The sequence below is a fragment of the Micromonospora sp. MGP-C2 genome (genome assembly GCF_057766525.1).
Genome location: NZ_JBYMEN010000002.1, coordinates 3,342,585 through 3,359,484, shown reverse-complemented (window position 1 = coordinate 3,359,484; position 16,900 = coordinate 3,342,585). Strand labels below are relative to the sequence as shown.

The 16,900-nt window shown below is 70.3% G+C and carries 15 protein-coding genes; 8 read left to right on the top strand and 7 right to left on the bottom strand.

Features of this window, described 5'->3' with window-relative positions; translation table 11 throughout:
- Window positions 1–54 precede the first annotated feature (54 nt).
- The 3 genes from AC3CF1_RS15135 to AC3CF1_RS15125 form a co-directional block, all read right to left on the bottom strand.
- Window positions 55–1,011, bottom strand: a complete 957-nt coding sequence (locus tag AC3CF1_RS15135; RefSeq protein WP_088950135.1) for an ABC transporter permease — start codon at window positions 1,009–1,011, stop codon at window positions 55–57.
- 17 nt (window positions 1,012–1,028) lie between these two features.
- Window positions 1,029–1,967: an ABC transporter permease gene (locus tag AC3CF1_RS15130; protein ID WP_088950134.1), complete on the bottom strand. Its 939-nt coding sequence runs from the start codon at window positions 1,965–1,967 to the stop codon at window positions 1,029–1,031.
- Between the two features lie 197 nt (window positions 1,968–2,164).
- Entirely contained in the window at window positions 2,165–3,766 is a 1,602-nt protein-coding gene (locus tag AC3CF1_RS15125; protein ID WP_088950133.1) for a peptide ABC transporter substrate-binding protein, read from the bottom strand.
- A 448-nt stretch (window positions 3,767–4,214) separates the two neighbouring features.
- Between AC3CF1_RS15125 and AC3CF1_RS15120 the strand changes: the two genes are divergently transcribed.
- Window positions 4,215–5,075 carry a bifunctional methylenetetrahydrofolate dehydrogenase/methenyltetrahydrofolate cyclohydrolase gene (locus AC3CF1_RS15120; protein ID WP_088950132.1) on the top strand — a complete coding sequence of 287 codons (861 nt, stop codon included), beginning with the start codon at window positions 4,215–4,217 and terminating at the stop codon, window positions 5,073–5,075.
- Window positions 5,076–5,215: 140 nt separating this feature from the next.
- Window positions 5,216–6,166, top strand: coding sequence for a malate dehydrogenase (locus AC3CF1_RS15115; RefSeq protein ID WP_088950131.1), 951 nt, complete (start codon window positions 5,216–5,218; stop codon window positions 6,164–6,166).
- Window positions 6,167–6,302: 136 nt separating this feature from the next.
- On the opposite strand, the gene AC3CF1_RS15110 is transcribed toward AC3CF1_RS15115, so the two are convergent.
- A complete protein-coding gene (locus AC3CF1_RS15110; protein WP_488450698.1) occupies window positions 6,303–7,142 on the bottom strand; it encodes an MBL fold metallo-hydrolase in 840 nt (279 codons plus the stop codon).
- A 138-nt stretch (window positions 7,143–7,280) separates the two neighbouring features.
- Between AC3CF1_RS15110 and AC3CF1_RS15105 the strand changes: the two genes are divergently transcribed.
- A complete protein-coding gene (locus AC3CF1_RS15105; protein ID WP_091406326.1) occupies window positions 7,281–8,498 on the top strand; it encodes an NADP-dependent isocitrate dehydrogenase in 1,218 nt (405 codons plus the stop codon).
- A gap of 325 nt (window positions 8,499–8,823) precedes the next feature.
- Here AC3CF1_RS15105 and galT read toward each other — a convergent pair whose 3' ends face one another.
- The 3 genes from galT to cysC form a co-directional block, all read right to left on the bottom strand.
- A complete protein-coding gene (gene galT / locus AC3CF1_RS15100) occupies window positions 8,824–9,900 on the bottom strand; it encodes a galactose-1-phosphate uridylyltransferase (protein ID WP_354982485.1) in 1,077 nt (358 codons plus the stop codon).
- A complete protein-coding gene (locus AC3CF1_RS15095; protein WP_141911097.1) occupies window positions 9,897–10,721 on the bottom strand; it encodes a DeoR/GlpR family DNA-binding transcription regulator in 825 nt (274 codons plus the stop codon). The genes galT and AC3CF1_RS15095 overlap by 4 nt, the downstream gene beginning before the upstream one ends.
- A 112-nt stretch (window positions 10,722–10,833) precedes the next feature.
- On the bottom strand, window positions 10,834–12,363 hold the full coding sequence (gene cysC, locus AC3CF1_RS15090; RefSeq protein WP_088952014.1) for an adenylyl-sulfate kinase: 1,530 nt from the start codon (window positions 12,361–12,363) through the stop codon (window positions 10,834–10,836).
- A gap of 337 nt (window positions 12,364–12,700) precedes the next feature.
- Between cysC and AC3CF1_RS15085 the strand changes: the two genes are divergently transcribed.
- From AC3CF1_RS15085 to AC3CF1_RS15065, 5 genes are all read left to right on the top strand, one after another.
- Complete coding sequence (locus tag AC3CF1_RS15085) at window positions 12,701–13,615, top strand: ABC transporter ATP-binding protein (RefSeq protein ID WP_088950126.1); 915 nt, start codon at window positions 12,701–12,703, stop codon at window positions 13,613–13,615.
- Complete coding sequence (locus AC3CF1_RS15080) at window positions 13,608–14,513, top strand: ABC transporter permease (protein WP_088950125.1); 906 nt, start codon at window positions 13,608–13,610, stop codon at window positions 14,511–14,513. The genes AC3CF1_RS15085 and AC3CF1_RS15080 overlap by 8 nt, the downstream gene beginning before the upstream one ends.
- The gene (locus AC3CF1_RS15075; protein ID WP_088950124.1) at window positions 14,513–15,424 is read left to right on the top strand and encodes an ABC transporter ATP-binding protein; all 912 of its coding nucleotides are present in this window, start codon (window positions 14,513–14,515) and stop codon (window positions 15,422–15,424) included. The genes AC3CF1_RS15080 and AC3CF1_RS15075 overlap by 1 nt, the downstream gene beginning before the upstream one ends.
- Window position 15,425: 1 nt before the next feature.
- On the top strand, window positions 15,426–16,136 hold the full coding sequence (locus AC3CF1_RS15070) for an ABC transporter permease (protein WP_488450697.1): 711 nt from the start codon (window positions 15,426–15,428) through the stop codon (window positions 16,134–16,136).
- 87 nt (window positions 16,137–16,223) lie between these two features.
- A complete protein-coding gene (locus tag AC3CF1_RS15065) occupies window positions 16,224–16,874 on the top strand; it encodes a hypothetical protein (RefSeq protein WP_247671908.1) in 651 nt (216 codons plus the stop codon).
- Window positions 16,875–16,900: the final 26 nt, after the last annotated feature.

Genomic DNA, 16,900 nt, shown 5'->3' with positions numbered 1-16,900 from the left:
CCTTTCGCTCGCGGCTGCGGGGCTCGCTTCGCTCACTCCTCGCGCTCGCATGAGTCACCGCAGCTTCGGGTCGAAGGCGTCACGGATCGCGTCGCCGAGCATGATGAACGCCAGCACGGTCAGCGCGAGGAACGCCGACGGGACGATCAGCGGCGTGGCCGCCTCCCGCATGTGGATGCGGCCGGTGTCGATGTCCTGGCCCCACGAGATGGTGGGCGCCTTCAGGCCGATGCCCAGGAAGGAGAGCGTCGCCTCGGCCGCGATGAACGAGCCGAGCGCGATGGTCAGCACGACGATGACCGGGGCCAGCGAGTTCGGCAGGATGTGCCGCCACATGATCCGGCTGTTGCCCGCGCCGAGCATCCGGGCCGCCGCGACGTAGTCCTGCTCCTTTGCGGTGATCACCGAGGAGCGGACCACGCGGGCGGCGGTGGTCCAGCCGAGCAGGGCGAGCACGAAGACGACAGCGCCGATCCGTGCCCACTGGCTGTCACTGGAGACCCGCTTGAGCAGCACGATCGCGGCCAGCAGCAGCGGGATGCCGAGCACCACGTCGATCACCCGGGAGAGCACCGCGTCGACCCACCGGCCGAAGTAACCGGCCAGCATGCCGATCACCAGCGCGATGATCCCGGTGCCGAGAGCGGCGAGCGCGCCGACCAGCAGCGAGGCGCGGGTGCCGTAGACCGCACGGGAGTAGGTGTCGCAGCCCTGGAAGTCGTACCCGAAGATGGCCCCGCCGGACGGCCCGGCGTGCTGCCGGGAGAGCAGGCAGTCGTTCGGGTTGTTGGCGGTGAACACCCCGGGGAGCAGCGCCATCAGGGTGAAGATGACGACCAGCGTCAGCGAGATCCAGAAGATCGGGTTGCGGCGCAGGTCCCGCCAGGCGTCTCCGGCCAGGCTGCGGGGCTTGTTCGCGGCGCCGACCTGATTGGGTGTGCCCGGCTCGCCCGAGGGGCCACGCCGCGCGGCCTGGTTCTCGGTCGCCGCCACAGTCTCGAAGTCACTCATGCGGCACCTCGCTGCGCTCACTCATAGCGGATCCTCGGGTCGAGTACGGCGTACAGGACGTCCACCACCAGGTTCGAGACCAGGTAGACCACGACGAGCACGCTGACGATGCCCACCACGAGGGGGCCGTCCTCGGTGCGGATGCCGCGGAAGAGGTTGAAGCCGACGCCGGGGATGTTGAAGACGCCCTCGGTGATGATCGCGCCGCTCATCAGGTTGCCCAGCTCCACACCGAGGAAGGTGACCACCGGGATCAGTGAGTTGCGCAGCACATGGACGATGACGATGCGGCGCTTGACCAGGCCCTTGGACCGGGCGGTCCGGACGTAGTCCGCGCGCAGGTTCTCCGCCACCGAGGCCCTGGTGAGCCGCAGCGCGGTGGCCAGCGACAGCGAGCCGAGCACGATGCCCGGCAGCAGGAGCGCGTAGAACGTCGGGTCCGAGCCGGCGGTGGGCGGGAACAGCTGCCACTTGACGCCCAGGAAATACTGCGCCAGCGGCGCCAGCACGATCGTCGGGATGCCCAGCACCAGCAGGGTCAGCACCAGCGTCGAGTTGTCGAAGATGCTGGCTCGGCGGATACCGGCGATCACGCCCGCGCTGACTCCGAAGATGATCGCCACGGCGAGGGCGATGAGCGCGAGCCGCACGGTGACCGGCCAGGCCTGCTGGAGGATGTCACCGATGCTCCGACCGGTGAGCGACTCGCCCAGGTTGCCTTGGAGCAGGTCCTTCACGTAGTCGAAGTAGCGGTAGAAGAAGCCGCCGACGCCCGTCTGATCGAGGTTGTACTTCTCGGTCAGGTAGGCCCGTTGGGCTGGCGTCACCGGCCGCTCACCGGCGAGCGCCTGGATCGGGTCGCCCTGTCCGGCGAATGTCAGCGCGTAGACGATCAGGGTGGTCCCGAAGAACGCCAGGACCATCTGCAGTAGGCGCCGCAAGATGTAGCGGAACATGCTTAGCAGTCTCTCCGGAAATGTGCGAAAGGGTCGCAGGACGGCATCTCTGGTCGTACCCGAAATATCCGAGACGTGCCGTCAGGCCCGGGGGAGCCGGCACCACCGACGCCGGGTCCGCTGTTGCGGCCCGGCTCCGGTGGCGCGACTTGGGCCACCCGGGCGTCGTCGCCCGGGTGGCCCGCATCGTGGTCAGCTCAGCTGGCCGCTTCGATCTTGACGAGGTTGACCCGCTGGAACAGGTCCATCTGCACGTTCTTGACCTTGGACGAGTGGCCGAACACGTTCTCGCCGAAGCGGAGCGGGATCACCGGCATGTCCTTGGCCAGGATGTCCTCCGCCTGCTGGTACTTGGCGATCGCCTCGTCCTGCGTCTTGGCGGCGGAACCCTCCTTGACCAGCTTGTCGAACTCCGGGTTGCTGTAGCCGTAGTAGTTCGACGAGCCGTTCGTGCTGTACAGCGGGCCGAGGTAGTCCTCCATGGTCGGGTAGTCCATGACCCAACCCATCCGGAACGCACCCACCGGCGTCTTCTTCTCGACCTTGGTCAGCAGGTCGGCGAACTTCGGCTCGGCCGAGCCGACGGCGTCGACGCCCAGGTTGGCCTTGAGCTGGTTGACAGTGGCGTCGACCCAGTCCTTGTGGCCGCCGTCGCCGTTGTACGAGATGACGATCTTCGACGGACCACCCGCGGCCTGGTAGAGCTTCTTGGCCTCGGTCGGGTTGAACTCGCCGGCCGTGCCCGCGGTGTTCTCCCGGTAGCCCGGCAGGACCGGCGAGACGAAGGAGCGCGCCGACTGCTGAGAGCCCTTGAAGACCGACTTGGTGATCTCGTCACGGTCGATCGCCATCGAGATGGCCTTACGCACGTCCGGGTTGCTGTAGTCCTTGTCGAACGTCGGGAACGCGAGGAACTGGAACGACGACATCGGGCTGGTCTGGTACCGGTCGCCCAGGTCGCTCGGCGCGGTGCTCAGGCTCTCGGTCGGGATCGTCGGCAGCACGTCCAGGTTGTCCGCCAGGACGTCCGCGTAGGCCGCGGTCAGCTGCTGGTAGATCCGGAACTCAACGTTCTTGACCTTGGGCTTCTCACCCGGGTACGCGTCGTAGCGCTCGACCTCGATCTTGCTGTCGTGCTGCCACGTGCCCTTCATCTTGAAGGGGCCCTGCCCGATCGGCGCCTGCTCGTAGGAGTCCTTGAGCACGCCCGGGGCCGAGAACGCGGCGTCCGGCATGGGGTAGAACGCGTTGTAGCCGAGCACCGTCTTGAAGTCGATGTACGGCTCGGAGAGCGTCACGGTGAAGGTGAGGTCGTCGACCTTCTTCAGACCGGACATCTCCTTGGCCTTCGGCGCCTTGCCCTGGAGGTCGTCGTAGCCAGCGATCTTCTCGAAGAAGTAGTTGCTGTCCTGACCGTTGGGGGCGTACGCGCCGTAGTTCCAGGCGTTGACGTAGTCCTCGGACGTGACCTTCTCACCGTTGTGGAAGGTGAAGCCGTCCTTGAGCTTGATCGTCCAGACCTTGTTGTCCGACGAGGTCACCGACTGGGCCGCGACCTCGTAAGGCTTGTTCTGGGCGTCGTAGTCGACGAGCGGGCTGAACAGGCCGGCGATCACCTGCGAGCCGGACGTCTCGGTGGTGTTGGTGGGAACCAGGTGCTTCGGCTCGCCGATCTGGATGCTGACCGCCGAATTGCCGTTGCCGCTGGATCCGCCGTCTCCGCCGCTGCCGCAGGCCGCGAGGCCCAGCGTCACCGCGAGCGGGAGGGCGGTCCAGGCGGCGAGTCTACGAACTCGCATTGAGCCTCCTCATCTCCTCACGCTGCGCAGTCAGGCCCGACGCTGGGTTACGCTGCGCAACAAGCGGCAACGGTAGGTCGGGGATGGGCCTTCGACAACGACGCGGTTGCGGGTGGGTAACGGTCCGGGGGTGGCCCCCTTGTCAAAGGCGGATCCGACTGCTAGCGAAAACCGCCGTAAACCTCGCCGGCCTGCAAAAATCTTGTCTTTCGTGAGGGCGACAGTGCCGATCTGAAGCGGGATGGGGCTCTCCGGGCGGGCCATCCGATCTCCGTCGTGCTCGGCCCGCCTGTCTGGTTCGACGGTGACCGAATGAACAGAAAGTGACTGAGAGTGACGTGCAGCACGTTACTTACGGTCATGGGCGAGGGTGGTGGCCGAGGTGGCGACGAGCCGCGCGGGCGAGGTCCGTCGGGACTGCGGCCGGTGGCCGTGAGACGATCTGGACGTGACGGCGACGCTTCTGGACGGCAAGGCAACCGCGGCGGAGATCAAGGACGAGCTGCGAATCCGGGTGAAGGCACTCGCGGAACGCGGCATCACCCCCGGGCTGGGCACGGTGCTGGTCGGGGCGGACCCGGGCAGTCAGGCGTACGTCAACGGAAAGCACCGCGACTGCGCCGAGGTGGGCATCGCCTCGATCCGCCGGGAGTTGCCGGCCGACGCCACCCAGCAGCAGGTCGACGACGTGCTGGCCGAGCTGAACGCCGACCCGGCGTGCCACGGCTACATCGTCCAGCTGCCCCTGCCGGCCCATCTCGACACCCAGCGGGTGCTGGAGCTGATCGACCCGGACAAGGACGCAGACGGCCTGCACCCGGTCAACCTGGGTCGGCTCGTCCTCGGCTACGACGGCCCGCTGCCCTGCACCCCGCGCGGCATCGTCGAGCTGCTGCGCCGGCACGACGTGGCGCTGCGCGGCGCGACCGTCGCCGTGGTCGGTCGGGGCAACACCGTCGGCCGACCGCTCGGCCTGCTGCTCACCCGCCGCTCCGAGAACGCCACCGTCACCCTCTGTCACACCGGCACCCTCGACCTCGCCTCGCACACCCGGGCCGCCGACATCGTCATCGTCGCGGCCGGCGTGCCGGGCCTGCTCACCGCCGACATGATCAACCCCGGTGCGGTCGTGGTGGACGTCGGCATCACGCGCGTGATCGGCGCGGACGGCAAGGGTCGCTACACCGGCGACGTCGACCCGGAGGTGGCCGAGACGGCCGGCGCCCTGGTCCCCATGCCCGGCGGTGTCGGGCCGATGACCCGGGCCATGCTGCTCACCAACGTCGTCGAGCGCGCTGAGCGCGGCTGAGCCCGCGCGCCGGTGGCGCCGAACCAGGACGGCGGTGACGTTCGCCCCATCCCGGCGATGGCCGCCGCCCCTGGCCTGATCGGTGCCAGGATGACTGATACGGTCCGGAAAACCGACTGGTATCAGGGAGTGGGACGACCATGGGTAAGAAGGTCACTGTCGTCGGGGCTGGCTTCTACGGCTCCACCACCGCACAGCGCCTGGCCGAGTACGACGTCTTCGACACCGTAGTGATCACCGACATCGTGGAGGGCAAGCCCGCGGGCCTCGCGCTCGACCTCAACCAGTCCCGGGCCATCGAGGGCTTCGAGACCAAGGTGGTCGGTGTCACCACCGGCCCCAACGGTGAGGGCTACGAGCAGATCGAGGGCTCCGACGTCGTCGTGATCACCGCCGGTCTGCCGCGTAAGCCCGGCATGAGCCGGATGGACCTGCTGGAGACCAACGCCAAGATCGTCCGCCAGGTCGCCGAGAACGTCGCCAAGTACGCCCCGAACGCCGTCGTCATCGTGGTCTCCAACCCGCTGGACGAGATGACCGCGCTGGCGCAGCTCGCCACCCAGTTCCCGAAGAACCGGGTGCTCGGCCAGGCCGGCATGCTCGACACCGCCCGGTTCAGCAACTTCGTCGCCGAGGCGCTGAACGTGCCGGTGGCGTCGGTACGCACGCTGACCCTGGGCTCGCACGGCGACACCATGGTCCCGGTGCCCTCGAAGAGCACCGTGAACGGCAAGCCGCTGCGTGACGCGATGCCGGCCGAGCAGATCGAGGAGCTGGTCGTCAAGACCCGCAACGGTGGCGCCGAGGTGGTCGCGCTGCTCAAGACCGGTTCGGCATACTACGCCCCGTCCGCCGCCGCGGCTCGGATGGCGAAGGCCGTCGCGGAGGACTCGGGCGAGGTCATGCCGGTCTGCGCCTGGGTCGACGGCGAGTACGGCATCTCCGGTGTCTACCTGGGTGTCGAGGCCGAGATCGGCGCCGAGGGCGTCAAGCGGGTCGTCGAGACCGACCTGGACGCCGACGAGCGCGCCAGCCTCCTGGAGGCGGCCGAAGCCGTCCGCGCCAAGCAGGGCGACATCTCCAGCATGTAGTTCCCGAACCAGAACCACCCGAAGGGCCCGCCGGCAAACCGGCGGGCCCTTCCCCGTCCCCGGGGCTCCCACCCCCGCCTGGTTGATCAAGAGGTTTGCGTCACCGCGTCCGCGATTCCTGACGCAAACCTCTTGATCACCCGGGTGGGACCGGCCGGTGATCACGGGGAGTGGAGTGGGGAAGCGGGGTGAAGGGGGTGGCCAGGTGGGGGGTGGCCAGGACGGTGGGGGAGTGGGTGCGCAGGGCGGTTCGCCGGGAGGTGCGGGCCAGGTCCGGGTCCACCTCGTGGGCGTACGCGAGGTCGGGGTCGACGAGTTGCACGGCGTGCACCAGCAGGTCGCCGGTGACCAGCATCCGCTCGTCGGTCGAGGTCAGGAGCACCGACTGGTGACCCGGGGTGTGGCCGGGGGTGGGCAGCAGGCGTACCGCCGGGGTGAGAGTGGTCTCGCCGTCGACCACCCGGAGCTGGCCGGCGGCGCGCAGGGGTGCGATCAGGCCGTCCGGCAGCCCGGGGTTGAGCGTCTCCGCTGCGTCCAGCTCGGCGCGCTGCACCAGATAGCTGGCGTTCGGGAAGTACGGCCGGCCCGGCGTGCCGGTGACGGCCCAACCGATGTGGTCGCTGTGCAGGTGGGTCAGCACGACAGTGTCGACGTCGGTCGGGTCGATGCCCGCTGCGGCCAGCTCGGCGGGCATCCGGCCGGGCACGGGCGCCCAGCTCGCGGCCGGCGCGTCGACGGGCCCGATCCCGGCGTCGACCAGGGTGACCGGTCCGTCGCCGGAGCGGATCGCAAAACTGCGGAACGGCAGCCACCACTGCCCGTCGGCGGTCACCGAGCCTGGGTCGCGCCGGTCGGCCTCCGCCCAGTGCGCCGCCGTGGCCTGCGGGAATGCCTCCGCGCGGGGCTGGAAGAAGGCACCCTCACCGTCGGTGATTGCGGTGACCGTGATAGACCCAAGGGTGCGGTTCAGTGGCATCGGGCGATGATTCCAGGGCATTCCTGTTCCGCGCAGCCCGGTTTCCGCCGGTCGGTCGAGGCCGGCTGGGGGCTGCCGGCCCAATTGCAGTACGCTCGTACTGCTTGAGCACGTGTCCCCCGAGAGGAGCGCCGGTCGATGGCGAAGATCAAGGTAAACAACCCGGTCGTTGAACTCGACGGCGACGAGATGACCCGGATCATCTGGAAGCAGATCCGGGAGCAGCTGATCCTGCCCTACCTCGACGTCGACCTGCACTACTACGACCTGTCGATCCAGCACCGCGACGAGACCGACGACCAGGTGACGATCGACGCCGCCAACGCCATCAAGGAGCACGGCGTCGGCGTCAAGTGCGCGACCATCACCCCGGACGAGGCCCGGGTCGAGGAGTTCGGCCTGAAGAAGATGTGGCGGTCGCCCAACGGCACCATCCGCAACATCCTCGGCGGCGTCGTCTTCCGTGAGCCGATCATCATGTCCAACGTGCCGCGGCTGGTCCCCGGCTGGACCAAGCCGATCATCATCGGCCGGCACGCGCACGGTGACCAGTACAAGGCCACCGACTTCGTCGTCCCCGGCCCGGGCACGGTCACCATCACCTACACCCCCGCCGACGGTGGCGCGCCGATGGAGATGGAGGTCGCCAACTTCCCCGGCGGCGGCATCGCCATGGGCATGTACAACTACGACGAGTCGATCCGGGACTTCGCCCGGGCGTCGTTCCGCTACGGGCTGGACCGCAACTACCCGGTCTACCTGTCCACCAAGAACACCATCCTCAAGGCGTACGACGGTCGGTTCAAGGACCTCTTCGCCGAGGTGTTCGAGGCCGAGTTCAAGGCCGAGTTCGACGCCGCCGGCATCACCTACGAGCACCGGCTGATCGACGACATGGTCGCCGCCGCGCTCAAGTGGGAGGGTGGCTACGTCTGGGCCTGCAAGAACTACGACGGTGACGTGCAGTCCGACACCGTCGCGCAGGGCTTCGGCTCGCTGGGTCTGATGACCTCCGTCCTGCTCTCCCCCGACGGTCGTACCGTCGAGGCCGAGGCCGCCCACGGCACTGTCACCCGGCACTACCGGCAGTACCAGAAGGGTGAGAAGACGTCGACCAACCCGATCGCGTCGATCTACGCCTGGACCCGGGGCCTGGCCCACCGGGGCAAGCTGGACGGCACCCCGGCGGTCACCGAGTTCGCCAACACCCTGGAGCAGGTCATCGTCGACACCGTCGAAGGCGGCCAGATGACCAAGGACCTCTCGCTGCTCATCTCGCGGGACGCCCCGTGGCTGACCACCGACGAGTTCATGAACGCGCTCGACGAGAACCTGGCCCGCAAGATCGCCGCCTGATCCAGGCGTACCGCATCATCGGAGCCCGCCGGCGTCTCAGCCGGCGGGCTTCGGCGTGTCCGGGGCTGACGCGCCGATTGTCGTCACCGCCGTCGGCGCGCCTCGTTGACCAGGATGGACGAGATGCCAGTCGCGTCCAGGAAGGTTGACCTCGGTCGACCCGCGGCACCCGTGCGCCGATCAGCCAGCCTTCCCGGCTGTGCCGTGCACAGCCAGCCGTCCCTTCCCTGCGGGGGGCCCTGTCCCGGGCCCCCCGCGCCCTGTTTCGCAGCGCTCAGCGCGGGGGTTTCTCAGCGCTCACCGCAGGGCGGGAAAGCAGCGCGGCTCAGGCGGCGCGCAGCAACTCGGCGGCGCGTTCCGGGGAGATGTCGTTGATGAAGACACCCATCCCGGACTCGGAGCCCGCCAGATACTTCAGCTTGTCCTTGGCGCGCCGGATGCTGAACAGCTGAAGGTGCAGGTGGCCCAGCTCGCGGTCGACCCGCACCGGCGCCTGGTGCCAGGCCGAGATGTACGGCATCGGCATGTCGAACAGGCCGTCGAAGCGGCGCAGCAGATCCAGGTAGAGCGGCCCGAAGGCGTCCCGCTCGCTGTCGCTGAGCGCCGGGATGTCCGGCACCACCCGGCGCGGCGCGACGTGCACCTCGAACGGCCAACGGGCCGCCGCCGGGACGAACGCCGTCCAGTGTTCGTTCTCGGTGACCACCCGGTCGCCGGTGGCGCGCTCGGCAGCCAGCACGTCCGCGTACAGGTTGCCCCCGCCGGTCCGCTCGGCGTGCCGGCGTGCCGCGGCCAGCAGCGCGCGGGTGCGCGGCGTCACGAAGGGGTACGCGTAGATCTGCCCGTGCGGGTGGTGCAGCGTGACGCCGATTTCGACGCCCCGGTTCTCGAAGCAGAAGACCTGCTCCACGCCGGGCAGGTCACCGAGCACCTCGGTGCGGTCGGCGAGCGCGTCCAGCACCGTGCGGACCCGGCGCGGGGGCAGGCTGGCGAAGGACGCGTTGTGGTCCGAGGTGAAGCAGACCACCTCGCACCGCCCGAGGCCCGGCCGGACCGACGTGAACGGGGTGATCTGCCCGGGCTCGTCGGCGACCCGGCCGCTCAGCGACGGGAACCGGTTCTCGAAGACCACCACGTCGTAGTCGGGCGCGGGGATCTCGGTCAGTCGGTCGCCCACCGACGGGTCGAGCGGGCACTCGTTCGCCGGCGGGAGGAAGATGCGGGTCTGCCGGTGCACGGCGACCGCCACCCACTCGTCTGTCAGCGGGTCGTAGCGCAGTTGGGACGCGGGAGGCGGCGGCGGCAGGTCGCGGCGGTCCGGCTGGTCGCGGACGGCGTCGTCGCGCTCGTCGAAGTAGATCAGCTCCCGGCCGTCGGCCAGGTCGATCGCTGTGCGCTTCACGGCGCCGTCCCCTCACTCGTCGGCGTGCGCGTCGCGCGGCCCGCCCCTGTTGCCTTCACCATGATCAATTCGCCCACGTGTTCGCCGAGTACCCGTCGAGCGGGCGGAGGCAACCGGTCGTCGCTGACCAGTACGTGTGCGGCGGCCAGCTCGACGATCGAGGAGATGCCCACCGTGCCCCACTTGGTGTGGTCGGCGAGCACCACCAACCGGTCCGCCGCGGCCACGAGCGCCCGGTCGGTCTCCGCCTCCATGAGGTTCGGGGTGGTGAAGCCGGCCCGCTCGGTGATGCCGTGCACGCCCAGGAAGAGCAGATCCAGGTGCAGCGACCGGACCGCACCGACCGCGAGTGGACCGACCAGCGCGTCCGACGGTGTGCGTACGCCGCCGGTGAGCACCACCGTCTGGTCCGGTCGACCTCCGGCGTGCAGGATCTCGGCCACCGGCAGCGAGTTGGTCACCACTGTCAGGCCGGGCACGTCCACCAACCTCCGGGCCAGCTCGGCGGTGGTGGTGCCGGCGGAGAGGGCGACCGCCGCGCCCGGCCGGACGAGCTGGGCGGCCCGGTCCGCGATGGCAGCCTTCTCGGGCAGTTGGCGGACCGACTTGGCGTGGAAGCCCGGCTCGTCGGTCGACCCCGGCCCGGCTGTGGTGGCGCCGCCGTGCACCTTGGCCAGCAGGCCGCGCTCGTGCAGCGCCTCCAGGTCACGGCGGATGGTCATGTCGGAGACACCGAACTCGGTGGCCAGCTCGCTCACCCGGACGCCGCCGGTCGACCGGACCCGCTCCAGGATGGCCACCTGCCGCTGCTGAGCGAGCATTGCCGTGCCTCCCGGGGGTCCCCGTACTCTCACGCGGTCAAACGTGTTCCAACAAAGATGAACACTAGCGCGTAGCGGGCAGCGGCGGAAGGAACGGGGGCACGGCGACGCCTCAGGCGGAGGCGATCTTCAGCTCCACCCAGCCGGTCTCGGTCAGGTGGTGCAGCACCGCCTGCACCGCGTCCGGGACGCTCAGGTCGGTGGTGTCGAGCACCAGGTCGGCGTCGGTCGGCTCCTCGTACGGGTCGTCGATGCCGGTCATCCCGGTGAGCAGGCCCGCCCGTGCCCGCGCGTACAGGCCCTTGCGGTCCCGCCGCTCGCACACCTCCAGCGGGGTGGCGACGTGCACCAGCACGAAACCCGCGCCGGCGGCCAGGGCCATCTCCCGGGCAGTGGCGCGGGCGGCCGCGTACGGGGCGATCGGGCAGCAGATGCCCACCCCGTGGTGCCGGGCGACCTCGGCGGCCACCCAGCCGATCCGTCGGACGTTGAGATCCCGGTCCGCCTTGCTGAAGCCCAGCCCGGCGGAGAGTTCCCGCCGCACCACGTCCCCGTCGAGCAGGGTCACCGTCCGGTCACCGCTCTCGCGCAACGCGTCCGCCAGCCCTCGGGCGATCGTCGACTTGCCGGAACCGGAGAGGCCGGTCATGAAGACCACCAGCCCTCGGTGCCGGCGCGGCGGCCGGGCCCGGGCCAGCTCCCTCGCCACGGCCGGCGGGGTGTGCCACTCCGGCAACGGGAAACCCCGGTCGAGCAGGTCGTCGATCTCCTGCTGGGTCAACGCGAGCCGGCGGTTGCGCGGTGGGATGTCCTCCCGCCAGCGCCACTGCCCGTCCCGGTTGTCGTACGCCAGCTCGCGCGGCACCAGCACCCGCAGCCCGGCACCGGAGAGCATCTCGCCGGTGGAGAGCAGGTGCGTGACCCCGTACGAGGCGGAGACCCGGGCGCGCAGCAGCGCGTCGCTGATCTCCTCCTGCCGGTGCGACAACGGCACCGCGACCAGGGTGGCGGGCGGCATCCGGTCGCGGGCGGCGAAGACGGCGCGTACCAGCGCCTCCGGCGGGAGCCCGCCGACGCCACCCTCACCGACCGGGATCATCACGAGCAGGTGCGCGGCCAGGGTGCGGGCGGCATGGGCGATCTGGGCGAGCTGCGGACGATGCAGCGGCCGATCGGCGATGACGCCGAGCACCCGGCCCGGGGGCAGCAGCGCGCGGACCTCCTCCGGGCTGCGGCGCAGCCGTTGGAACGGGCCGTGACCACCGTCGCCCAGTCGCCGGACCTGGCCGCCGACCCCCGCCACGCCCTCGCGGACCGGCCAGACGTCCGCCACGTCCAGGGCAGCCGTCGGGGCGCCCTCGCCGTCGGTGAGCACCAGCGCCCGACGGGCCGGGTCGCGCGGATCGAAACTCTGTGCCAGGGCGGCCGGCACCTGGAGGGTCACCGCGACCTGCCACGGCGAGCCGTCGGCCAGCCGGCCGCGTCGGCTCACCGAGACCAGGTCAGCGCGGGTCATGAAGCCGTTCAGAGGGGCGTACGCGCCGGTCAGCAGCAGCTCCAGATCCGCGAGCTCACCCGGACGCGGCGTGTACGCCGGTGCGTCCCGCAGCACCTCGTCGGGCAGCACCCAGCCGTTGCTCATCCACACCCCCCACTCGCTGACCGGCACACAGTTTCGCAGCCGACCGTCGATCGGTCGAGGGCGCCACTCCACGACCCCGACGGGCGGGAGCAGTGCCGCATCCGCCAGCCCCCACTGACGACCGTCGCCTGCCCGATTACTGCCCGCTGAACGGAACGTGAATCGTCCCACCCCCGATGGGCTTTTTCCGAGGCGGGGTGGCGCCGGATGCCGGACTGCGGAAAACCTCTCCAGCAGCAGGGCAGGGGACCTTAGGGGTCCGCTACGCCAAGGATCAGGGAAGCGCCGGGGGCGCGCCGGTGTCTCAGGCAGGCCCGCACTCCCTACGCTGGGCACCGTGACACTGATCGCGACCCAGTCGCTCACCAAGACGTACGGAGGTCGGGTCACCGCGCTCGCCGACCTCACCGTCGCCGTCGAGCCCGGGATCATCGGCCTGGTGGGCGCGAACGGCGCCGGTAAATCCACCTTGATCAAGATTCTGCTCGGCCTGATCGCACCAACCAGCGGTCAGGTCTCGGTGCTCGGCATCGACCCGACCGCAGACCCGGCGGCTGTCCGCAACCGGGTCGGCTACATGCCGGAGCACGACTGCCTCCCACCGGACCTGTCCGCCGCCGAACTGGTCACCCATCTTGGCCGGATGAGCGGCCTGCCCCGCACCGCGGCTCGCGAGCGGGCCTCGGAGGCGCTGCGGCACGTGGGGCTCTATGAGGAGCGCTACCGCCCGGTCGGTGGCTACTCGACCGGCATGAAGCAGCGGGTCAAGCTGGCCCAGGCGCTGGTGCACGACCCCGACCTGCTGCTGCTCGACGAGCCGACCAACGGCCTGGACCCGGCCGGCCGCGACGCCATGCTGGCCCTGGTACACCGGATCGGCACCGAGTTCGGCATCTCCGTGCTGGTCTGCTCGCACCTGCTCGGGGAGGTGGAGCGGATCTGCGACACGTTGATCGCCATCGACGGCGGCAAACTGCTGCGCGCCGACCACATCTCCGCGATGACCTCGGCCACCGACGTGCTGGCCGTCGAGGTGAGCGAGGGCACCGAGGAGCTCGCCGCCCGGCTCGCCGAGCTCAAACTGCCGGTGGCGCGGGACGGGCGACTGCTCCTCGTGCCACTCGCCGACGACGGCACCTACGACCTGATCCTCGGCGCGGTGGCCGAACTGGACCTGCCACTGCACCGACTGGACCAGCGCCGGCACCGGGTGGCCGAACTCTTCGCCACGAGGGAGCTCTCCCATGCCTGAGCCGACCGCCTCCGCCGTGCGCCCCGCGCCGACAGGCGTCATCCACGACATCGGCTACCAGCGCTACGAGGGCCCGAGGCTGGGCCGCCGGCAGGTCTTCGGCGCCCTCTACCTGCACGGGCTGCGCACCGCGTTCGGGTTCGGGCGCAGCGCCAAGGCCAAGATCTTCCCGTGGCTGGTGGTCGGCATCGTCTCCCTGGTCGCGGTGGCCCTGGCCGCGGTACGCAGCCAGATCGGCGAGCCGGTCGCCACGTACGCCCAGTTCGCCGACGCGATGAGCTGGCTTGTCATCTTCTTCGTCGCGGTCGTCGCTCCGGAGCTGGTCTCTCGGGACCTGCGCAGCGGCGTGCTGCCGCTGTACTTCTCCCGACCGCTGCCGCGCAGCGACTACGCGCTGGCGAAGCTGCTGGCGCTGGTCACCGCCCTCTGGCTGCTGCTCGGCGGGCCACAGCTGCTGATGTTCCTGGGTGCAGCCTTCACCACCAAGCAGGGCATGCGCGGGGTGTGGAACGAGCTGCTCGACCTGCTGCCCGGGCTGCTCTACGCCGGGCTGTGGGCGGTGGTCTTCGCCTCGGTCGGGCTGCTGGTCGCCTCGCTGACCGGCAAGCGCGCCTTCGCCGCCGGTGGGGTGGTGGCGGTCTTCCTGATGACCACCCCGATCGTCGGGGTGCTGAGCATCCTGCCGTCGCGCGCCGCCAACGAGCTGGCCGGGCTGGCCTCGCCCTCCACGCTGGTGCAGGGGGTGGGCATCTGGTCGCTGGGTGACCTGCTGGTCGAGGGCGATCCGGGCGAGATGATGATCGGCGGGTTCGGCCCGGTCTACGCCCTGGCCGCGGTGCTGTTGGTCGCCGGCGCGACCGCCCTCCTGCTGGCTCGCTACCGGAAGGTCGCCTCCTGATGAGCACGCTGAGCCTGACCGGGGTGTCCCGGTGGTACGGCAACGTGGTCGCGGTCAACGACATCAGCATGGCCCTGGGGCCGGGCGTGACCGGGCTGCTCGGCCCGAACGGCGCCGGCAAGACCACCCTGCTGCACATGATGGCCGGTTTCCTGTCCCCGTCACGCGGCACGGTCACGCTCGACGACGAGCCGACCTGGCGCAACCCCGACGTCTACCGGCGGCTGGGGCTGGTCAGCGAGCGGGAGGCGGTGCAGGGCTTCCTCACCGCGTACGAGTTCGTGCATGCCAGCGCGAAGCTGCACCGGCTGCCCGACCCGGCGGCGGCGGCCCGGCGGGCGATCGACCTGGTGGAGCTGGAGTCGGCGCAGGACCGCCGGATCGGCACGTACTCCAAGGGCATGCGACAGCGGGCCCGGGTGGCCGCCGCGATGGTGCACGACCCGCAGGTGCTGTTGCTCGACGAGCCGTTCAACGGGATGGACCCGCGCCAGCGGCTGCACATGATGGAGCTGCTGCACAGCCTGGGCGACGCCGGCCGGACGATCCTGTTCAGCTCGCACATCCTGGAGGAGGTCGAGCAGGTCTCCGGGACGGTGCAGGTGATGGTGGCCGGGCGGTTGGCGGCGTCCGGCGACTTCCGGACCATCCGTCGGTTGATGACCAATCGCCCGCACGTGTTCGCGGTGCGGTCGACGAACGACAGGGCGCTGGCCGTCGCGCTGATCGCCGAGCCGTCGGTGAGCGGAGTCGAGCTGGACCCGACGGGCCTGACCGTGCGCGCCGGTGACTATGGCGCCTTCACCCGGGCGCTACCCCGGATCGCGCTCAAGCAAGGCATCCGGGTGCGCCAGCTGGTGCCGTCCGACGAGTCTCTGGAGAGCGTCTTCTCCTACCTGGTGGAGGCCTGACATGTCGACCATTACCTGGATCACCGCACGCGGGCTGTTCGGCCGGCGTCGGTTCCTGCTGCTGCTCCCGTTGCCGTTGGTGCTGCTCGGGCTGGCCGTGCTCTGCCGGTCGCTGGGGGTGGACCCGGGCGAGTGGGGGCCTCCGGTGCTGGTCGGCCTCGGGCTGGCCGTGGTGCTGCCGGTGGTCGCGCTGATCATCGGCACCGGCGTGCTGGGCGCCGAGATCGACGACGGCACTGTGGTGCACATCCTGACCAAGCCGCTGCCGCGCTGGCAGATCGTCCTGCCGAAGCTCGCGGTGGCCGCCGGGGTCACCGCGGCCACCGTGGTGGCGCCGCTCTACGTCGCGGGCGTGCTGGCCGCTTCGGTACGCCTCGGACTGGCACTGGCGGTCGCTGCGGCGCTCGGCGCGCTGGCGTACTCGGCGTTGTTTCTCGCGCTCAGCCTGGTCACCAGGCGGCCGGTGCTGCTCGGCCTGGTCTACGTGCTGATCTGGGAGGGGCTGCTGGGCAACTTCGTCAGCGGCACCAAGGTGCTCTCCATCCAGCAGTACGTGATCGCCCTCGCCGACCGGCTCGCCCCCACCGGGCTGCTGGAGACCAGCGTGTCGGTGCCGGTGGCGTCGGTGATGACCGCTCTGGTCAGCGTCGGTTTCACGGTGCTGGCCATCGACCGTCTGCGCTCGTTCAGCGTGGCCGGCGAGACGAGCTGACACCGGTGCGAAGCGCTGTTCCGGCCAGCCCCCGCCTGGCGGTAGGGCTGGCGGGATGGACCGGTCAGGCCACCTCAGGCCAGGCTGATGGGCGTGAGCGTCGAAGCGGAGCAGACGTCGTTGGCTGAGCCGTACTCCCGGAGCAGCCGGCCCTGGCTGACCAGCCTGGCCGTCGCCGGGCTGGCCTGCGCCACGGTCGCCACGGCCGCTCAGGGCACCGGCCAGTTCCACTGGTGGGCCGTGTTCATCCTGATCCCGGCCGCCCTGATCGCGGCCAGCGGCGGGCCGTTGCTGGCCCGGGGTGGTGGCCGGGCGTTCGCCGGTTACATGCTCGCCTGCATCGGCACCCTGGTGTTCGCGGTGGGCGCGCTGCTGATGTTCGGCGTGATGGGGCGGGGTTGGCCCCTGCTGGTGGTGCTGCCCTGTCTGGCGGTCGCGGGCACCTACTACTGGCGGGCGGCCCACCCGTTGGCCCGTGGCCTGCACCGGGCGGTGGCCCTGCTCGCGCTGACCGGCGCCCTGCTCGGTCTGACGCTGCAACTGATCCGGGTGGACCTGATCGACCTGGAGACCGGCTGGTGGGGTGCGTTCCTGATGCTGGCCGGGGCCATCGTGCTGGGCAACGCGGGCGAGCTGACCCGGCACCGGATGCCGTACCGCCTCCAGGCGATCACCCTGCTGGTGGGGCCCGCGGTGGTCGCGTTCCTGCTCGGGCTGCGTTTCCTGCGCGGTTGGTGACACCGGTCCGCCGCCGCCCGGGGGGT

Coding starts and splice junctions, on each gene's coding strand:
- cysC (WP_088952014.1), bottom strand. CDS start 12,363: ATGAGCAACGGCTGGGTGCTGCCCGACGAGGTGCTGCGGGACGCACCG.
- AC3CF1_RS15095 (WP_141911097.1), bottom strand. CDS start 10,721: ATGCTCGCTCAGCAGCGGCAGGTGGCCATCCTGGAGCGGGTCCGGTCG.
- AC3CF1_RS15130 (WP_088950134.1), bottom strand. CDS start 1,967: ATGTTCCGCTACATCTTGCGGCGCCTACTGCAGATGGTCCTGGCGTTC.
- AC3CF1_RS15125 (WP_088950133.1), bottom strand. CDS start 3,766: ATGCGAGTTCGTAGACTCGCCGCCTGGACCGCCCTCCCGCTCGCGGTG.
- AC3CF1_RS15065 (WP_247671908.1), top strand. CDS start 16,224: ATGGGCGTGAGCGTCGAAGCGGAGCAGACGTCGTTGGCTGAGCCGTAC.
- AC3CF1_RS15075 (WP_088950124.1), top strand. CDS start 14,513: ATGAGCACGCTGAGCCTGACCGGGGTGTCCCGGTGGTACGGCAACGTG.
- AC3CF1_RS15115 (WP_088950131.1), top strand. CDS start 5,216: ATGGGTAAGAAGGTCACTGTCGTCGGGGCTGGCTTCTACGGCTCCACC.
- AC3CF1_RS15070 (WP_488450697.1), top strand. CDS start 15,426: ATGTCGACCATTACCTGGATCACCGCACGCGGGCTGTTCGGCCGGCGT.
- AC3CF1_RS15135 (WP_088950135.1), bottom strand. CDS start 1,011: ATGAGTGACTTCGAGACTGTGGCGGCGACCGAGAACCAGGCCGCGCGG.
- AC3CF1_RS15110 (WP_488450698.1), bottom strand. CDS start 7,142: ATGCCACTGAACCGCACCCTTGGGTCTATCACGGTCACCGCAATCACC.
- AC3CF1_RS15080 (WP_088950125.1), top strand. CDS start 13,608: ATGCCTGAGCCGACCGCCTCCGCCGTGCGCCCCGCGCCGACAGGCGTC.
- AC3CF1_RS15105 (WP_091406326.1), top strand. CDS start 7,281: ATGGCGAAGATCAAGGTAAACAACCCGGTCGTTGAACTCGACGGCGAC.